A 15672-nucleotide genomic window follows, 5' to 3' on the forward strand; every position below is an offset into this window, starting at 1 on the left:
TTACAGCCCTCCTATTAGACTGTTATAGACCATTTTTAATGCCATTACTACCAATACAAAACTGAAGATAATTCTGAGAATTTGAGTTTTAGCACCGATTAAAATTCTGGCCCCCAAAAAAGCACCTGGTAACACTCCCAACATTACTGGCATAGATAAACCTGGATCTATATATCCCTGTGTTAAATAAACACCTGCTGAGGCTGCGGCTGTGACACCAATCATAAAATTACTGGTAGTAGTGGAAACTTTAAAAGGGAGACGCATGGCTTGATCCATAGCCAATACCTTGAATGCTCCCGAACCAATTCCCAATAAACCAGAAAGCACTCCTGCTACTAACATAATACTGAACCCAGCAGGTAAAGCATGAACTTGGTAAGGGATTACACCATCAGGAGTGGGGTAAGTCCCATTAAGTTGGAGATATTCTGCTAAGGGGTCTGGTGGAGAAATTTCTGTTTGTTCTGGTCTGGGGCGTTGAGACAAGTATGCTGAATAAATTAGCACAATTGCCAAAATCAAGGAAAGTATTTTTACGGTTACATGAGTGGCTATTAAAGCCCCAATAAGAGCGCCAATGGTGGTGGCTACTTCCAGAAACATTCCCAAGCGCAGATTAGCGTAGCCTTTTTTAATATATGTAGATGCTGAACCTAATGATGTCGCAATAACTGATACTAATGATGCCCCAACGGCATAGCGAATATCAACACCAAAGACGGAAGTTAATAATGGAACTATGACGATTCCACCACCTAAACCAGTTAATGCTCCGACTAAGCCGGCACTAAATGATCCCAACCAAACCAGTAAAGAAAATGCTAATATGCTCAATTTAAATTCCCCCTTTTGTTTAATCTATATTTATGAACCTTGATAATTTTTGTCAGCAGGACGTAAACAGAAACCGAAATTTATCTATGGATAAGATTGAGAAGACTAAAACTACGACTATCCAGGAAGATAAAAGTACCTAATCCGATTAAGACAAAGGGCATGAAACGATTACCATATTTGGTAAAAATGTTAGCCAAGGCTTGATTATAAGTTAACTTATGTGCTATGTAACACAACACCCCCACTAATGAAAAGAAAACACCCAAAATTACTAATAGACTTTGCCAATTACTACTGGCAAATATCGGCACATAAATACTAATGTTATCTGTTCCATTGGCAAATGTCACAGCCGCCACACTATAAGTTTGCAAATTGAAAAACTTCGCCCATAGCGATCGCTTTGAAACTTCTGTATCTGTCTCCACACCCTCTGATTCATCCTCTTCTTGATTCATTAAACTTCTGATCCCCATGATGATTGGGACTAAACCGAATAACCCAATCCAAGGACGGGGTAAGATTAAACCGCCAAAAAAACCTGGCAAACTAGCCAAAATTAAAGCGGTGAAACCTAGATACTGACCGATAATAATATGCCAACGGCGAAACTTAGCATTTACCTGAGAAAAAAACAAGGTCAAAATGACTAAATCATCAATGTTCGTGGCACTAAAAGCCATTGCTCCGGTACTAATTGCAGTTACTATACTCATAATGTTGTTAGATTTTAGATTTTAGATTTTGAATTTTTGACTATCAAGAGATATTGATTGAGGATTATTAAGTAACAATTGACGTTGATTCTTCTCCATCACCAATTACCAATCACCCATTACCCATTACCACCCCTTAATAGTTATTTCTTTCTGCGAATCGAGCATGAATATCATCAACTCTTTGAATAATTCCTGTTGCTAAGTGAGGAGAACGTTGTTTTTTAATAAAAAACCAGCCACAAGTAACAGAAAGATACAACAAGAACAAGTAAGGAAAGGTATTATAAGGAGCTTCCGGCATGGGAAACAGGCTACTACCAGGAATCCCCACACTACCGACAACTGGGATCATCATGAACGCCACAGCTAAAACCGCAAACACCACATCTATCGAACGAAGTTTTCTGATTTTGTATAGATAGACTGGAGCAGCAACAGAAATCAGAATATAAACAGTTAAAAATCCATAACTACAAATAGCCCCTAAATAGCCCATACAATCGAATAGTTTGATATGAAAGAAGGACATTATTGCCGGGATCAAAAATGTCAATAGTGAACATATCGTGACGGCAACATGAGGAGTTCTATTAGCTGCGTGAGCGTTACCTAAAGAGGCATGAAACAAACCATGACGAGCCATTAAAAAAGCCACTCTAGCCGCAGGATTAATACTGCCAAGAATGCAAGCAAAGAAACTAAACAACGCGCCTAACGCTACCAATTCTCCCAAAAAACCCACTCCTGCTTGTCGAGACAGAAAACCCAAAGGTTCTTCGGTGTCTTTAATCGAGATGCCTGTACCTTGAAAACCCAGAATTTCTATGTAGGTGGTGGAAATAAAAAATAGCCCGGCAAGAATAACACTACCCATAACGGCTCTAGGTATTGTCCGTAATGGCTTTTTGGCTTCATCACCTAAGCTAGTGGCACTTTCAAAGCCGGAAAAACCAAACATCACCAATACAAGTCCCGTAGCTACACTACCGGGAGTAACTCCAGAAAGGGTGATTTGGGACATATCCACAGCAAAACCTTTATGCGCCCAAATAATTATACATAAGATACTTATCAAAACAAGGGAAGCACCTTCTAACCAAAGCATGGCTACAGCCGAAAGTTGGATATCTTTGTAAGCTGCATACCAGGAAATTCCTGCACCAATAGCTAACAGTGTGATGCTAGAAGGATGAATACCCAAATGACCAATTAGCATTCCACTAAAATTAGCGAATCCGCACAAAACGGACATTCCTGTAAATAAATAAGCCAGCACTAAACTCCAACCACAAATTACTCCTGCTGTTGGTCCTAAGCCTTGGGTGATGTAGGAATAGAGAGAACCAGGAGATGCGGAACGACTAGCAAATTGGTTAATGTTAATGCTGACTAACATTAGTCCAATCAACCCAATCACAAAACTTAGCCAAGTACCATTTCCTGAAAGTGCCATAATTAAACCAATATTAGATGCTGGTACAGTTGTGGGTGCAATTACAGCAAATGATTGCGCTAATACTTCCGAAAAAGACAGGCAATTTGCCCGTAATCCATGAATACTTTGACAAGAAGATATTTCTTTACTCATTTTTATATTTTTATAGTGGTAAATGACACATAACTCGATAGACTATGGGGAATTATTCATGTTTATGTGATGAATATATAAGGCACATTTGTTTATGTTGATTGTGGACAAACCCCATCTAAATTTTTTCCTTTTATGTGGTCATTTAAAATCAGATTGTACAGTAATTAACTTCGCATATCTATGACAATCTGGCTATTTTTAGTTAAATATTTGAGACTATCAATGCCAATTTCAGGAAAGTCATAATGATCACTATTCTGTAACCTGTATCCTTTAAATGCCGAGGTTCAATAATTTTTGCATCTATGAATACATTTGAGGTCACGAACTGTATTTATCTTGACAAATTAAATACTACCTTATGTGTTCCTAGTAAGCAAGTGTTAGATAAAAAATATTTTTTAAGATTTTATACATCATTGACAAATTCCGAAAAGTACATCGGAGTTAGTGCCATTTGATTTTGATAAATTACTTTTTTATATTTTAAACTTTAAGTTGTATATAATACTCCCTAATTGCACAGACTTTAAAGGTGATTTAGGGGAAGATTACCATTAAGCCTTGCTTTACAAAGTTTTCATAGCCTATGTATTTATTCACCTCTAAAAATACGAGTATAAAAATAAATAGTATGATATTGTTGCCAACGTAATCTAATAATGGTAACTTGGAATACGAAATTAATTTATGATCAGAAAAAAAACTCAAATTTCACAGATTTTTTTAAAGAACATCAATCTTTACATCTGATTATCATCTTGACTACTTTTTCTCATAGTTATCAGCTAAATATTCTCAAACCGGAAACTACTACCATGAAAAGCTGGAAGTCCATATTAGTTCTTGCATTGTTATGTCTGAGTTTAGTATTTGCTGACTCTGCATTAGCTGATCCGCCAAAATACAAGAAAAATCCTGATTACATCACACTGAATCAAAAACTACAACAATTACAAACGGCGAAAGCTACACAAACCCCGTTAACTGGTTATACACCAGAGGAAATTGACCAAAAAATCCATGATTTAGAATTTCAAAAATCTGCTTTTGAGTCAGGAATTGACTGGGGACAATGTAGTAATCAAACAGGAAAAACTCTAGCTATATATGGCACAGAACCAAATTTGGAAGATGATGATTATTCCAATGGTGCAGCATTATATTTTTTAGCTGATGGTCAAACGACAAAAGATAAATGGAATTGCAAAGGAATCTATCTACCCACAGATGTTAAAGCTGTAGCTTTAGGGTTGAATGGGGAGAAGGAAGAATTAACTGATGGTGTTGTCATTAAAGTTTTTAATGGCACTAAAGTGGTATTGAAAACCAACCCAGATACAAGTGCAATTGAATTTAACCAAGTGGGAACACAAATTCCTAAAGCTGGTGAGATTAACTGGTTTGTTCCTAATGTTACCCAAGCAGTTATAGATGCCAAAATTACTAACGCACCTACTAAAAAAGCTTAATAGTCATTAGTTGAGTAGGTTGGGTTGACGCAAGGAAACCCAACATCATCAAGACTTGGTTAGGTTGCGCTTGTCATTAGACATCTCCAAAAAAGATTGTAGAGACGTTCCATGGAACGTCTCTACAGGGTTTTCAGGTCAAGTATCTTTAATTTTTGGAGATATCTATTTAACCCAACCGACTCAACTCATTTTTAATTAACCGGGTTTCTTCAGACAGCAGAGTAGTTTCAGTCTCTATACTGCTATTAATAGCGGTAACTCTATGCAAATTAGGCTGAATAATTAGACTGACACCAATAGCCCAAGCTAGTGCAACCATCCAACCGGCGAGAATATCGCTAGGAAAGTGAACCCCAAGATAAAGGCGTGTCCAAGCAATAGTTAACAGGTACAAACTACCAATAGTTAGAACTAACCAACGCCAAGGACGATGCCAAGTTAAAATTACTACAATTGCTACTAGTGTCATGCTTGTCATGGCGTGACCACTAGGAAAAGCATAATCAAATTCAGGTGCTTTTGATATCCATAAATGGGGACGTATTCGGTGCATAAATTCTTTGGCTGTGCGGTTAATAAGCAGATTCCCGCAAGCTGTAGTCAGTAAGTAAGCAAGAGTTCTCCATTTTCTTTGCTTCCATAATATTAGAGCGATAGCACTTAATACAGGTAATACAGTCCAGAATGATCCCCATTTAGTCAGCAATACGGCAAAAATATCCAGTTGTGGATTAGCTGTAGAGTGAATTGCCAACAAAATTGGCATATCCCAGAGAAAACCACCGTCATTTTGCCAAATCCTCACCGCCAGGATTTCCACAACCTGCAAAGGCAAATACACACCCATAAATATCAGCAACAAAGAACGCCAATGGGAAAGTAACAGGTTTTTCAGAAAATTAAGCGGTGACTTGCTTTCACCCCGACTTTTTTTTAGTTTTTTCATAATTCCATCCAGTATACAAGTATCATTTTCTATCAAAATACTGAGAATAAATCAACTATCGTAGTCCAGACAAGAGAAATAATTGTCTGCGGAGTCCTGAAAATCAGGAAATTCTCACTAAGACATATAGATACTGGTAAGTAATTGGACAAAAATATTTACAGTCATTGCGAGGGAAGGGAAGCAATCACAACCCTTGCGATTGCTTCATTTCACTTCGTTCCATATGGCTAACGCAATGACATTGTGTAATTAATTCTGTCTCACTACTTACTAGACATTTTATTATTTATAAGTTTATAATACAGTAAATTGATAGAGATGCTGTAGTTTTATGAAAAATTGCCAAAACTAGGGTATCTTTCAACACTTAAGCTAAAAAATTACCCTTCAGGAGTAATAAAAGTCTACTTACCAGATTTATAAAAAGTCATCCTGAACAAACTTAGACAGCGATTTTTTGTATTCATAAAATTGAGTCTACTCGAGCTTATCTTTCTCAATTCTCAATTAACTTACACTAACACCAGTATGGACTACTTATTACTACCAGCTTTCAGCTTTTTCATTGGCATCATTGTGGGTTTAACAGGTATAGGTGGTGCATCTTTGATCACTCCTATGTTGATTTTTGTTTTTCAAGTACCACCTTCTATTGCTATTAGTTCTGATGTGGTTGCAGCTACATTAATGAAAGTAGTAGGGGGAGTAAAACACTGGCAACAGAAAACCCTTGATTTAGAAGTAGTTAAATGGTTGTCAATGGGTAGTGTTTCTGGTTCGCTATTGGGAGTAGGGGTTTTACACCAACTCAGACAAAGTGGAGAACATAACCTAGATAACCTTTTACTGCGGTTACTAGGAATAATGATTTTGATAGTTACATTAGCAGCATTAATCCAAATGTTGTTGATGACATTTTTCCCCAAAATTAATTTACCCGAATTGCCAAAATTAAATTTAAAAACGAATGAAGGACGTTTTTTATCCTTACTTATTGGCGCAATTTTAGGCTTTTGTGTGGGAATGACAAGTGTTTCATCAGGTTCTATGTTCGCCCTAGCATTAATCGCTTTTTTTCGGTTAGATGCCCGAAAATTAGTAGGTACAGATATTACACAAGCCGCCATTTTACTAATATTTACATCCCTGGGACATCTGACTTTAGGAACTGTTGATTGGAGTTTAGTCATACCTATTTGGATAGGTTCTGTTCCCGGAGTTCTCATTGGTGCGAAACTTTGCGAAATTACCCCTCAACGTCCACTCAGATTTATTATCTACAGCATCTTAATGATGGTAAGTTGGAAATTAGTCGGACAAGCATAATTAACTCTATATCTCTCTGGGTTTTAATTTACTTATCCAAATAATAAATTAAATGTTCCTCTTTCATACATAATAAATAACCCCAAACCAATTAATACAAAAGGAACAATAGCCTGACCATAACGACTTAAAATATAACTAATGTTAGGTTGAAGAGTTAATAAATAAGCGATACCGCACCAAACCCCTACCATGACAAAAAATACCGCCAAAATTATTCCTAAACCCACAATACTTTGACCTGCAAATAGGGGTATATAAATACTAATATTATCACCGCCATTAGCAACTGTCACAGCCGCAACTTTATAAGTGTTGGGATGTAAAATGCTTAATAAAAAAGAAAATGGAGGGCTATTATATTCAGTATTTACTGTCTGAACTTCTGTCCCTTCTTCTTCCCGATTTACTAATTGTTTAATCCCAATAGCAATTGGTAATATTCCTAGTAATCCAATCCATTCTCGCTGGATAACTAAGCCACCGAAAAAACCTGGTAAGCTGAGGATAATAATAGCTGTAAAGCCAAGATATTGACCGATAAAAATATGTCTACGCCGAAAATTGCTATCTATTTGCGAAAAAAATAGCAATAGAATAATAATGTCATCAATATTAGTGGCAGCAAAGGCAATTATGCTTTCTGTAAAAGCAGTAGCAACCTGATTCATGGTAAAATTTCATAATATAACACTATTTATCAAGATAGCAATATTTGGAACACTAAATTCAATCTAATATCTTTCAGGTTCAATTAAAAAAATGTAGGTTGGGTTAAGCGACAGCGCAACCCAACAAAATACCGAAAATGTGGGAAATATTGAAAATGTCAGAAATAAAGCAAAAAAATGTAGCGACTGTCTTGATTGTCAAGCGATCGTTAAGGAAAAATTTAAAGTCTAGGAAAAAAGTCAGAAAATAGAGGAGAAAAACAGAACAGAACAAAACAGGTAAATTATAGATTGCCATAAATTACCAAACTAGATTGGAGGTATAAAAACGACAGTAGAACTTTATGCAGAAATTGGTTGTGAGTCTTGAGAAATAGACCAAGGAAGATGATCTCGAATCATCGCATTTAAAATAACTAACATTTTATGAACGCAAGCAGTAATGGCCAATTTTTTGGGTTTACCACGTTCAACCAAGCGCTCATAAAAAGTTTTGATAACAGGATTATGACGCATGGCAACAACAGCACCCATATAAAGAATGGCACGAACATGGGCGCGACCACCATTAATCATGCGCTTACCTTTGTGCTGACCACTATCATGATTAATTGGTGCAACACCAACTAAGCGAGAGATTTGTTTGGCAGTTAATTGACCTAATTCTGGTAAGTCAGAAACTAAAGTGGTAGAAATTACTTGACCAACGCCAGGAGTAGTTTTGAGTAGATTGACTTTATCAATCCATTGTTGATTATTTTGGGTCAACGTCTCAATTTCTTGATTGAGTTGTTGAAGATGTTGCTCAAGATAATCAATATGGGATTCAATATCTGTCAAAGCTTTACCACGAGCGCGGTCACGGCGATTCTTTTCCGCTGTAGACATTTCTACTAATTGTCTTCGGCGACTAATTAATTCGCCTAATTGACGTGACATTTCACTTTCGATTGCTAACACCTCCGGTTTCATTGCTTCACCGAAATGCGCCAAAATCTGTGCATCAATGGCATCGGTTTTGGCTAACTTACCTGTAGCTTTAGCAAAGTCTCTTCCCTGACGAGGATTGATTAATGCTACTGGTAAAAGAGCCGCTTGCAATTGAATGATTAATTCTGTTTCTAGTCCTCCTGTTGCTTCCAGTACGATTAGGTTTAAATCGTTAGATTGAAGTTGCTTAACTAGATTAGCTATTTCTGTTTCAGTATTAGCAAATTGAAATGCTTTACCCATTGGACGGATATAAACATCAAGTGTTGCTTTACTTACGTCAATGCCTACCCATTGGGAGATATAATCCATTTTTAACTCTCCAATTTCAATTACTTCTTTTTAATTTGTTTTGTTTTTATTCATCCCCTTGATTTCACTCATCCTTGCACGATACGGGCTATATTATCTATGTCTTTGTTCATAGTTTTTACCCCAGGCGACTGTTCGAGTTCTGTCATGGAGATTGTTGTGGTGATCCTTGCTACAAAGCGGTCTTTTCTGACCCAGGTTGGGACGGTCTACCACTTCTTCTAACATACCTCTAAGATACAAGGTTGGGTTAAGCGACAGCGCAACCCAACAAAATACCGAAAATATGGGAAATATTGAAAATGTCAGAAATAAAGCAAAAAAATGTAGGTTGGGTTAAGCGACAGCGCAACCCAACAAAATACCGAAAATGTGGGAAATACTGAAAATGTCAGAAATAAAGCAAAAAAATGTAGGTTGGGTTAAGCGACAGCGCAACCCAACAAAATACCGAAAATGTGGGAAATACTGAAAATGTCAGAAATAAAGTAAAAAAATGTAGGTTGGGTTAAGCGACAGCGCAACCCAACAAAATACCGAAAATGTGGGAAATATTGAAAATGTCAGAAATAAAGTAAAAAAATGTAGGTTGGGTTAAGCGACAGCGCAACCCAACAAAATACCGAAAATGTGGGAAATACTGAAAATGTCAGAAATAAAGCAAAAAAATGTAGGTTGGGTTAAGCGACAGCGCAACCCAACAAAATACCGAAAATATGGGAAATATTGAAAATGTCAGAAATAAAGCAAAAAAATGTAGGTTGGGTTAAGCGACAGCGCAACCCAACAAAATACCGAAAATATGGGAAATATTGAAAATGTCAGAAATAAAGCAAAAAAATGTAGGTTGGGTTAAGCGACAGCGCAACCCAACAAAATACCGAAAATGTGGGAAATATTGAAAATGTCAGAAATAAAGTAAAAAAATGTAGGTTGGGTTAAGCGACAGCGCAACCCAACAAAATACCGAAAATGTGGGAAATACTGAAAATGTCAGAAATAAAGCAAAAAAATGTAGGTTGGGTTAAGCGACAGCGCAACCCAACAAAATACCGAAAATATGGGAAATATTGAAAATGTTGGGTTTCCTTACGTCAACCCAACCTACATGATTTAAGTCAGAAATGTTGAAATCATCCAAAATGAATAATTTATTGACAGCAATTATTACCGGGTTAGTTGCTTTCATAGCCACTAATATTGATGATATTTTAATTTTGTTAGTGTTTTTTGCTCAAGTAAATGATAATTTTCGCCCTTGGCAAATTGTTGTTGGTCAATATTTAGGTTTTACTATTCTCGTCATCTTCAGTTTACCTGGATTATTTGGTGGATTGATTCTGCCTCAATCATGGATTGGTTTACTAGGCTTAATTCCTATTGCTATTGGTATTAGTAGTTTGGTGAATAAGGAAACAGAACAATTAGCTGATGGAATCCAGGAGATAACACCATCTTTTTTAACACCAAAAATTTACACTGTGGCAGCGATAACGGTGGCTAATGGTAGTGATAATATTAGCATTTATATACCGTTATTTTCTAGTGTTAGATTAGAGAGTTTTTTCATAATTATCGGGTTATTTTTTCTCCTGTTAGCCATTTGGTGTTATGCAGCATATCAGTTAACCCATCAACAAAAAATAGCTAATTTTTTTACCAAATATGGTAATTATCTTGTGCCATTTGTACTGATAGGTTTAGGGGTTGTAATTGTCTGTAAAAGTCAAGCTTTAAGTCCGCTAAAACTTTTTGGTAGTTGTATTTGTTTATTTTTTTTGGTGAAAAAAATGATAGTAAGTAGATGAACAAAATAAAACCAAACTGTGTAAAGAAACGTAAAATCGCTGAAAAATTCTTTACTCTTTTCTCTTGCCTTGCTATAACGACGATTCTCAACACTAGCCTACTTAACTCTCTTCTGTCAAACTGGGAATCAAAAAATAATTTCCTAATTTTCAAATCCATATATCTTCAAGGTTTGAACCGTTTATTACTAACAAAATATGGCGAGTATTTTGAAAGATTAATAAATCACCAAAAGCCTTGATAAATAAGGGTTTCAGATTTTGATCTGGCGAGAATGACAGAAGAGGGTTAATTAACAGGAAAGACAGGAGATAAAAAAATAATTATTTCTATCACCAATGATTAAATTTTCAAAGTTTAGTTAACCATTCATTCTCATCCGCATCTTTAAACAACGAGGTACTGAGGTAGCGTTCACCAAAGCTAGGCTGGACCATAACTATCAATTTATTGGCATTCTCTGGACGTTTAGCTAGTTGCAACGCTGCATATAAAGCCGCACCAGCAGAAATTCCTGATAGCAGTCCTTCTTCTTTTGCTAACCGCCGACTGTAGATAATGGCTTGATCATCTGAGACTTGAATGACTTCATCTATCAATTCAGAACGGTAAATGGCGGGAATAAATCCGGGTCCGATACCTTGAATTTTGTGTGGTCCGGCTTTTCCTCCTGCTAACACTGGGCTGTTAACTGGTTCAACTGCTACTGCTTGAAAGCTGGGTTTGCGTTGTTTGATTACTTCAGATACGCCCGTAATTGTTCCTCCAGTTCCTACTCCTGAGACAAGGATGTCAACTTCCCCATCCGTATCATGCCAAATTTCTTCAGCGGTGGTGCGAGCGTGAATTTGGGGATTAGCAGGATTGCTGAATTGTTGCAACATATAAGCATTGGGGGTGATGGCGACGATTTCTGTGGCTTTAGCGATCGCTCCCCGCATTCCCTCTACCCCTGGTGTTAACTCTAATTGCGCCCCATAGGCTCTTAGCATAAGTCTTCTTTCCTGGCTCATCGTATCCGGCATCGTCAAAATCAGCCTATAGCCTTTAGCGGCTGCAACCATTGCTAAAGCAATGCCTGTATTTCCAGAAGTTGCCTCAACTAAAGTAGTTTGACCGGGAATAATTAAGCCTTGTTCCTCTGCCGTTTGAATCATGCTCACGCCAATTCTATCTTTTACAGAAGCTGCCGGATTCATACTTTCTAGTTTGACAACAATTTGCGCCAATGCTCCTGAATCTTGAGGAATTTTGTTTAACTGCACTAAGGGCGTTTTACCCACTAATTCAGTGATATTTTTCGCTATTCGCATTGCTAGACCTCCTAGTAACTAAATGTAATACATGGGATTATTTTGAGCGCGAGTCTCTCTTTCCTGACACAAATCTTGGAGTGTATAGCTACGCAAAACCTCAATTGCAGCCGCGTTAGCTTGTTCCCAGATTTCTACAACTAAAGTTTTTTCTATCGTCGGAGTCTCAGAGCTTTCTTTCTCTTTCCGTTCACCTTCCACCAAGGTGACAATTTCTAGCAAAGTAATTTGCCAAGGCTCACGCATTAACAGGAAACCGCCTTTTGAGCCACGTTGACTCTGGACCAAACCCGCACGCCGCACTTGAGTGAGAATCTGCTCGAGATAGCGTTCCGGTATGGGTTGCTTGGCCGCAATCTCGTTCATGGTCAAAGGAACTTTTTTATCGTGATGGCTGGCGAGTTCTAACAGTGCTAAGAGTGCGTATTCCACTTTTGCCGAAAGATCCAGAAGAGCGTAGTTTTGACTATTCAAATCTGTATTCAGAATACTACTGTACATTGATAGATTTATCGGTTTTTAACCGCAATGATTTTACTTTTGGGTGTTAGATGTGATATAGTAACACCTATAATAAGTAAAATACCATAACTCTATCGGATTTAAGGTGATTATGTGCAAGATTGTCAAATTTGCTGAATATTTTCCATAAACTATCCGAACACAATACTTTTTAGATCAAGAATAATCTATACTACGGTTACTACATCGGAAATTAGTAATATACACACTAATGTCATTATACACAGGTCTAACTCAATCATTTACTGACAATACTCACAAGCATTTCACCAGAAGATCGCTATTACCCGTTAAAAAAAATGCTGTATGGCGAATAGAAAGCGGTTTTGTGATGACATACACTTATCTAGAAGACGGTACGATAGTAGCTTTGGGATTATGGGGTCCGGGAGATGTGGTTGGTGAAGTTCTCTCGAAAATGAAGCCCTATCGGATGGAATGTTTAACCACAGTCAAAGCAACTGTTTTACCTGTGGATGATTTGCATCAGTTCACAGAAACTTTGCTTTATCACATTCAACAAGCGGAAGAATTAATGGTAATTCGCAGTCATAAAAAAGTAGAGACTATGCTGATTCAACTATTAGGATGGTTATCAAAAAAATTTGGCTCAGAAGTAGAACAAGGACGTTTAATTGATATGCGTCTAACTCATGAAGATTTAGCAGCGCTGATCAGTTCTACTCGTGTAACTATCACTCGTCTGCTGGGACAATTGGAACAGGATGGATTGATTGATAGACTTCCTCTACATCGAATTATTGTCCGACAAGAGGATATTTGGTATTATGAAATTTAATTTGGAAAATACCAAAAAATAACTCTGCGAAGGGTAATCGTTCACGGGCGTACTTGGTGACTCAAATCCCGTAAAGTTGAGGGTGTTAGGGCTAAAGTTTTCGTTAAATCTGTCAGGAGAAAGCGATCGCAGAGTTTAAATAATTCTATCTCTGTAGAGGTGTGTCGCATCAGCCGCAGAAAATGACCGTCAGTATCAACATTTAAAGCAATGTAGTTTAGAAACATTTTCAGGTAGCCTATCCGCGCTCGTTCTGGCATAGTGGAAGCTGTAGGGGTTTGCCATAAGCGATCGATGTAATTGCGTACCTCTGCTAACGGCACTGGTGTGATCTGTTCTCCCCGTAAAGCCTGACGAATTTGATTAAACAGCCAAGGATTTCCAATCGCCCAACGTCCCACCATCACCCCCGCTGCACCTGTTTGCGAAAGCACTTCTAAGGCAGTTGTCGCCGATTTGATATTGCCATTAGCCAACACTGGACAGTTAAGCCGTCTCACCGCTTCCGCAATCAAATCATACTTAACTTCCCCGTGATACATATCTTTCACCGTGCGACCATGCAAACTCAATAAATCAATATTGTTATCAGCAATTATATCTAGGATTTTATAAAAGTTATCTGTATTTTCAAAACCTACGCGCATTTTCACCGTTAAGGGTCTATCATTAACCACAGAACGCAGTTCTCCCAAAATCCGCTCGACTTTTTCCGGTTCTCGGAGTAATCCACCTCCAACATTTTTGCGATAGATTCTTGGCGCAGGACAGCCCATATTTAAGTCTACTCCAGCGATATTATAGCCGCAGAGTTCCTTTGCGGTTCTGGCTAAATCGGGGATACTTTCGCCAATCATTTGGGCAAAAACCGGGCGACCTGTATCGTTTTCGGTAATTGCTGCCAGGATTTTCCGATTGAGTCGTGAGGTATCATTGACACGAAAATACTCAGTAAAGAAGTAGTCAGGGCTACCGTAGTGGGCAATGACTTTCATAAACCAGAGATTGGTTACATCCTGCATAGGTGCAAGCGCAGTAAGTGGTAAGTCTTGCTGAAGCGATTGGGGGAGCAATACCTGGGACATAGAGTTGCAAAGCGTTCAACGGTAATTGAGAATTAATTATAACAATTGATTAATTCGTTGCCAAACACTTTTTAATAAATCAGAATTATCCATATTAACATATTCAAGATTAGGAGATTGTCTAAACCAAGTCCGTTGACGTTTAGCGAATTGTCTGGTATGTAAAACAATTAATTCTTTTGCTTCTTCTAAAGAAAGTTCACCAGCTAAATATTGCTTGATTTCTTGATATCCCAAAGTATTTAATAAAGATAAATCAGTACCATATTTTTGACAAAGATATTCAACTTCACCAACTAAACCATCTGCTATCATTTGCTCAGTTCGCTTGCGAATTCTCACGTCTAAATGTTCTGCATCAGAATCTAAACAAATTTGCAAAATTGGATAATCCGGTGGGTTTTCTCCTTGCTGTTCAGAAATAGGTATACCAGTTGTATAATAAACTTCCAAAGCTCTTAAAGTTCGCACCAAATCGTGAGCATGAATTTTTTGGGCAGCGATCGCATCAACTTGTTGTAATATCTGGTAAAGTTGAACTTGTCCTAAAGATTCTAATTGCGATCGCAATTCTGGTTGTGGTGAAACTCTGGGAATCTTCATTCCTTGCACAATGGCACGAATATATAAACCAGTTCCACCCACTAACAACAGTGTTTCACCCCCCAATCTAGCAATTAAAGCTTGTGCTTGTTCCTGATAATTTGCTAATGTCATTATTTCAGTTGGTTCACAGATATCTATTAAATAATGGGGAACTGATTTTTGTTCAACCACATTTGGTTTAGCCGTACCAATATCAAACTCACGATATACTTGACGAGAATCAGCACTAAGAATTACAGAATTTAACCTTTGTGCTAAACTCAAAGCCAAACCAGATTTCCCCGTTGCTGTCGCTCCACAAATTACAATTAATTTAGTCATTGGTTATTAGTTATTAGTCATTAAGTAGGTGAACACAATAAAACCAAACTGTGTAAAGAAACGTAAAATCGCCCAAACCCTCTTCCCTCTTGCCTCTTGCCTCTTGCCTTGCCATAACGACAATTTTCAACGCCAACCTACTTAGTCATTGGGAAGCAGAACTGGGAACAGACTAATTGTCTCTTGAATTCCCATTAGGGTTACAACCCCTATATAAACTTCTCACAAAATTGCCCTACAGACGGCAGGAAGGCTTTTGTGTTATAATAGCGGGGTGATTTGACTTTTTTAGCCTTTTGGCGATATTAACCCCAAGCATCAGGAGAATTTTCATGACGAGCAGT

General features: G+C 37.6%; 14 protein-coding genes. 4 read left to right on the forward strand and 10 right to left on the reverse strand.

The window, feature by feature from the left end:
* From NG743_RS25895 to NG743_RS25905, 3 genes are all read right to left on the reverse strand, one after another.
* Window positions 1–837 (reverse strand): sulfite exporter TauE/SafE family protein, encoded by an 837-nt coding sequence (locus NG743_RS25895; protein WP_027401196.1) that lies wholly within the window; start codon window positions 835–837, stop codon window positions 1–3.
* An 80-nt stretch (window positions 838–917) separates the two neighbouring features.
* On the reverse strand, window positions 918–1556 hold the full coding sequence (locus NG743_RS25900) for a cadmium resistance transporter (protein ID WP_035081331.1): 639 nt from the start codon (window positions 1554–1556) through the stop codon (window positions 918–920).
* A gap of 136 nt (window positions 1557–1692) precedes the next feature.
* Window positions 1693–3147, reverse strand: coding sequence for an APC family permease (locus NG743_RS25905; RefSeq protein WP_257121171.1), 1455 nt, complete (start codon window positions 3145–3147; stop codon window positions 1693–1695).
* 665 nt (window positions 3148–3812) lie between these two features.
* Between NG743_RS25905 and NG743_RS25910 the strand changes: the two genes are divergently transcribed.
* On the forward strand, window positions 3813–4622 hold the full coding sequence (locus tag NG743_RS25910; protein WP_257121172.1) for a hypothetical protein: 810 nt from the start codon (window positions 3813–3815) through the stop codon (window positions 4620–4622).
* 169 nt (window positions 4623–4791) lie between these two features.
* Here the strand turns inward: NG743_RS25910 and NG743_RS25915 are convergent, their stop codons facing one another.
* The gene (locus NG743_RS25915; protein ID WP_257121173.1) at window positions 4792–5571 is read right to left on the reverse strand and encodes a phosphatase PAP2 family protein; all 780 of its coding nucleotides are present in this window, start codon (window positions 5569–5571) and stop codon (window positions 4792–4794) included.
* Window positions 5572–6102: 531 nt separating this feature from the next.
* On the opposite strand from NG743_RS25915, the gene NG743_RS25920 reads away from it, so the two are divergent.
* Entirely contained in the window at window positions 6103–6900 is a 798-nt protein-coding gene (locus tag NG743_RS25920) for a sulfite exporter TauE/SafE family protein (protein WP_027401191.1), read from the forward strand.
* A 32-nt stretch (window positions 6901–6932) separates the two neighbouring features.
* Here NG743_RS25920 and NG743_RS25925 read toward each other — a convergent pair whose 3' ends face one another.
* The gene (locus NG743_RS25925; protein ID WP_257121174.1) at window positions 6933–7571 is read right to left on the reverse strand and encodes a cadmium resistance transporter; all 639 of its coding nucleotides are present in this window, start codon (window positions 7569–7571) and stop codon (window positions 6933–6935) included.
* A gap of 342 nt (window positions 7572–7913) precedes the next feature.
* Complete coding sequence (locus NG743_RS25930; protein WP_193965010.1) at window positions 7914–8873, reverse strand: IS110 family RNA-guided transposase; 960 nt, start codon at window positions 8871–8873, stop codon at window positions 7914–7916.
* A gap of 1142 nt (window positions 8874–10015) precedes the next feature.
* Between NG743_RS25930 and NG743_RS25935 the strand changes: the two genes are divergently transcribed.
* The gene (locus tag NG743_RS25935; protein WP_257121175.1) at window positions 10016–10681 is read left to right on the forward strand and encodes a cadmium resistance transporter; all 666 of its coding nucleotides are present in this window, start codon (window positions 10016–10018) and stop codon (window positions 10679–10681) included.
* A gap of 351 nt (window positions 10682–11032) precedes the next feature.
* Here the strand turns inward: NG743_RS25935 and cysK are convergent, their stop codons facing one another.
* A complete protein-coding gene (cysK, locus tag NG743_RS25940; RefSeq protein WP_027401188.1) occupies window positions 11033–11995 on the reverse strand; it encodes a cysteine synthase A in 963 nt (320 codons plus the stop codon).
* An 18-nt stretch (window positions 11996–12013) separates the two neighbouring features.
* Window positions 12014–12496 carry an RrF2 family transcriptional regulator gene (locus NG743_RS25945; protein ID WP_027401187.1) on the reverse strand — a complete coding sequence of 161 codons (483 nt, stop codon included), beginning with the start codon at window positions 12494–12496 and terminating at the stop codon, window positions 12014–12016.
* Window positions 12497–12728: 232 nt separating this feature from the next.
* Here NG743_RS25945 and NG743_RS25950 point away from each other — a divergent pair, with 232 nt between their 5' ends.
* Entirely contained in the window at window positions 12729–13316 is a 588-nt protein-coding gene (locus tag NG743_RS25950) for a Crp/Fnr family transcriptional regulator (protein ID WP_027401186.1), read from the forward strand.
* Between the two features lie 41 nt (window positions 13317–13357).
* Here NG743_RS25950 and NG743_RS25955 read toward each other — a convergent pair whose 3' ends face one another.
* Together NG743_RS25955 and miaA are read right to left on the reverse strand one after the other, a co-directional pair.
* On the reverse strand, window positions 13358–14401 hold the full coding sequence (locus tag NG743_RS25955) for a tRNA-dihydrouridine synthase family protein (protein ID WP_257121176.1): 1044 nt from the start codon (window positions 14399–14401) through the stop codon (window positions 13358–13360).
* A 36-nt stretch (window positions 14402–14437) separates the two neighbouring features.
* Window positions 14438–15328 carry a tRNA (adenosine(37)-N6)-dimethylallyltransferase MiaA gene (gene miaA, locus NG743_RS25960; protein WP_027401185.1) on the reverse strand — a complete coding sequence of 297 codons (891 nt, stop codon included), beginning with the start codon at window positions 15326–15328 and terminating at the stop codon, window positions 14438–14440.
* Window positions 15329–15672: the final 344 nt, after the last annotated feature.

The organism is Dolichospermum heterosporum TAC447, from assembly GCF_024584745.1.
GTDB classification, from domain to species: domain Bacteria; phylum Cyanobacteriota; class Cyanobacteriia; order Cyanobacteriales; family Nostocaceae; genus Dolichospermum; species Dolichospermum heterosporum.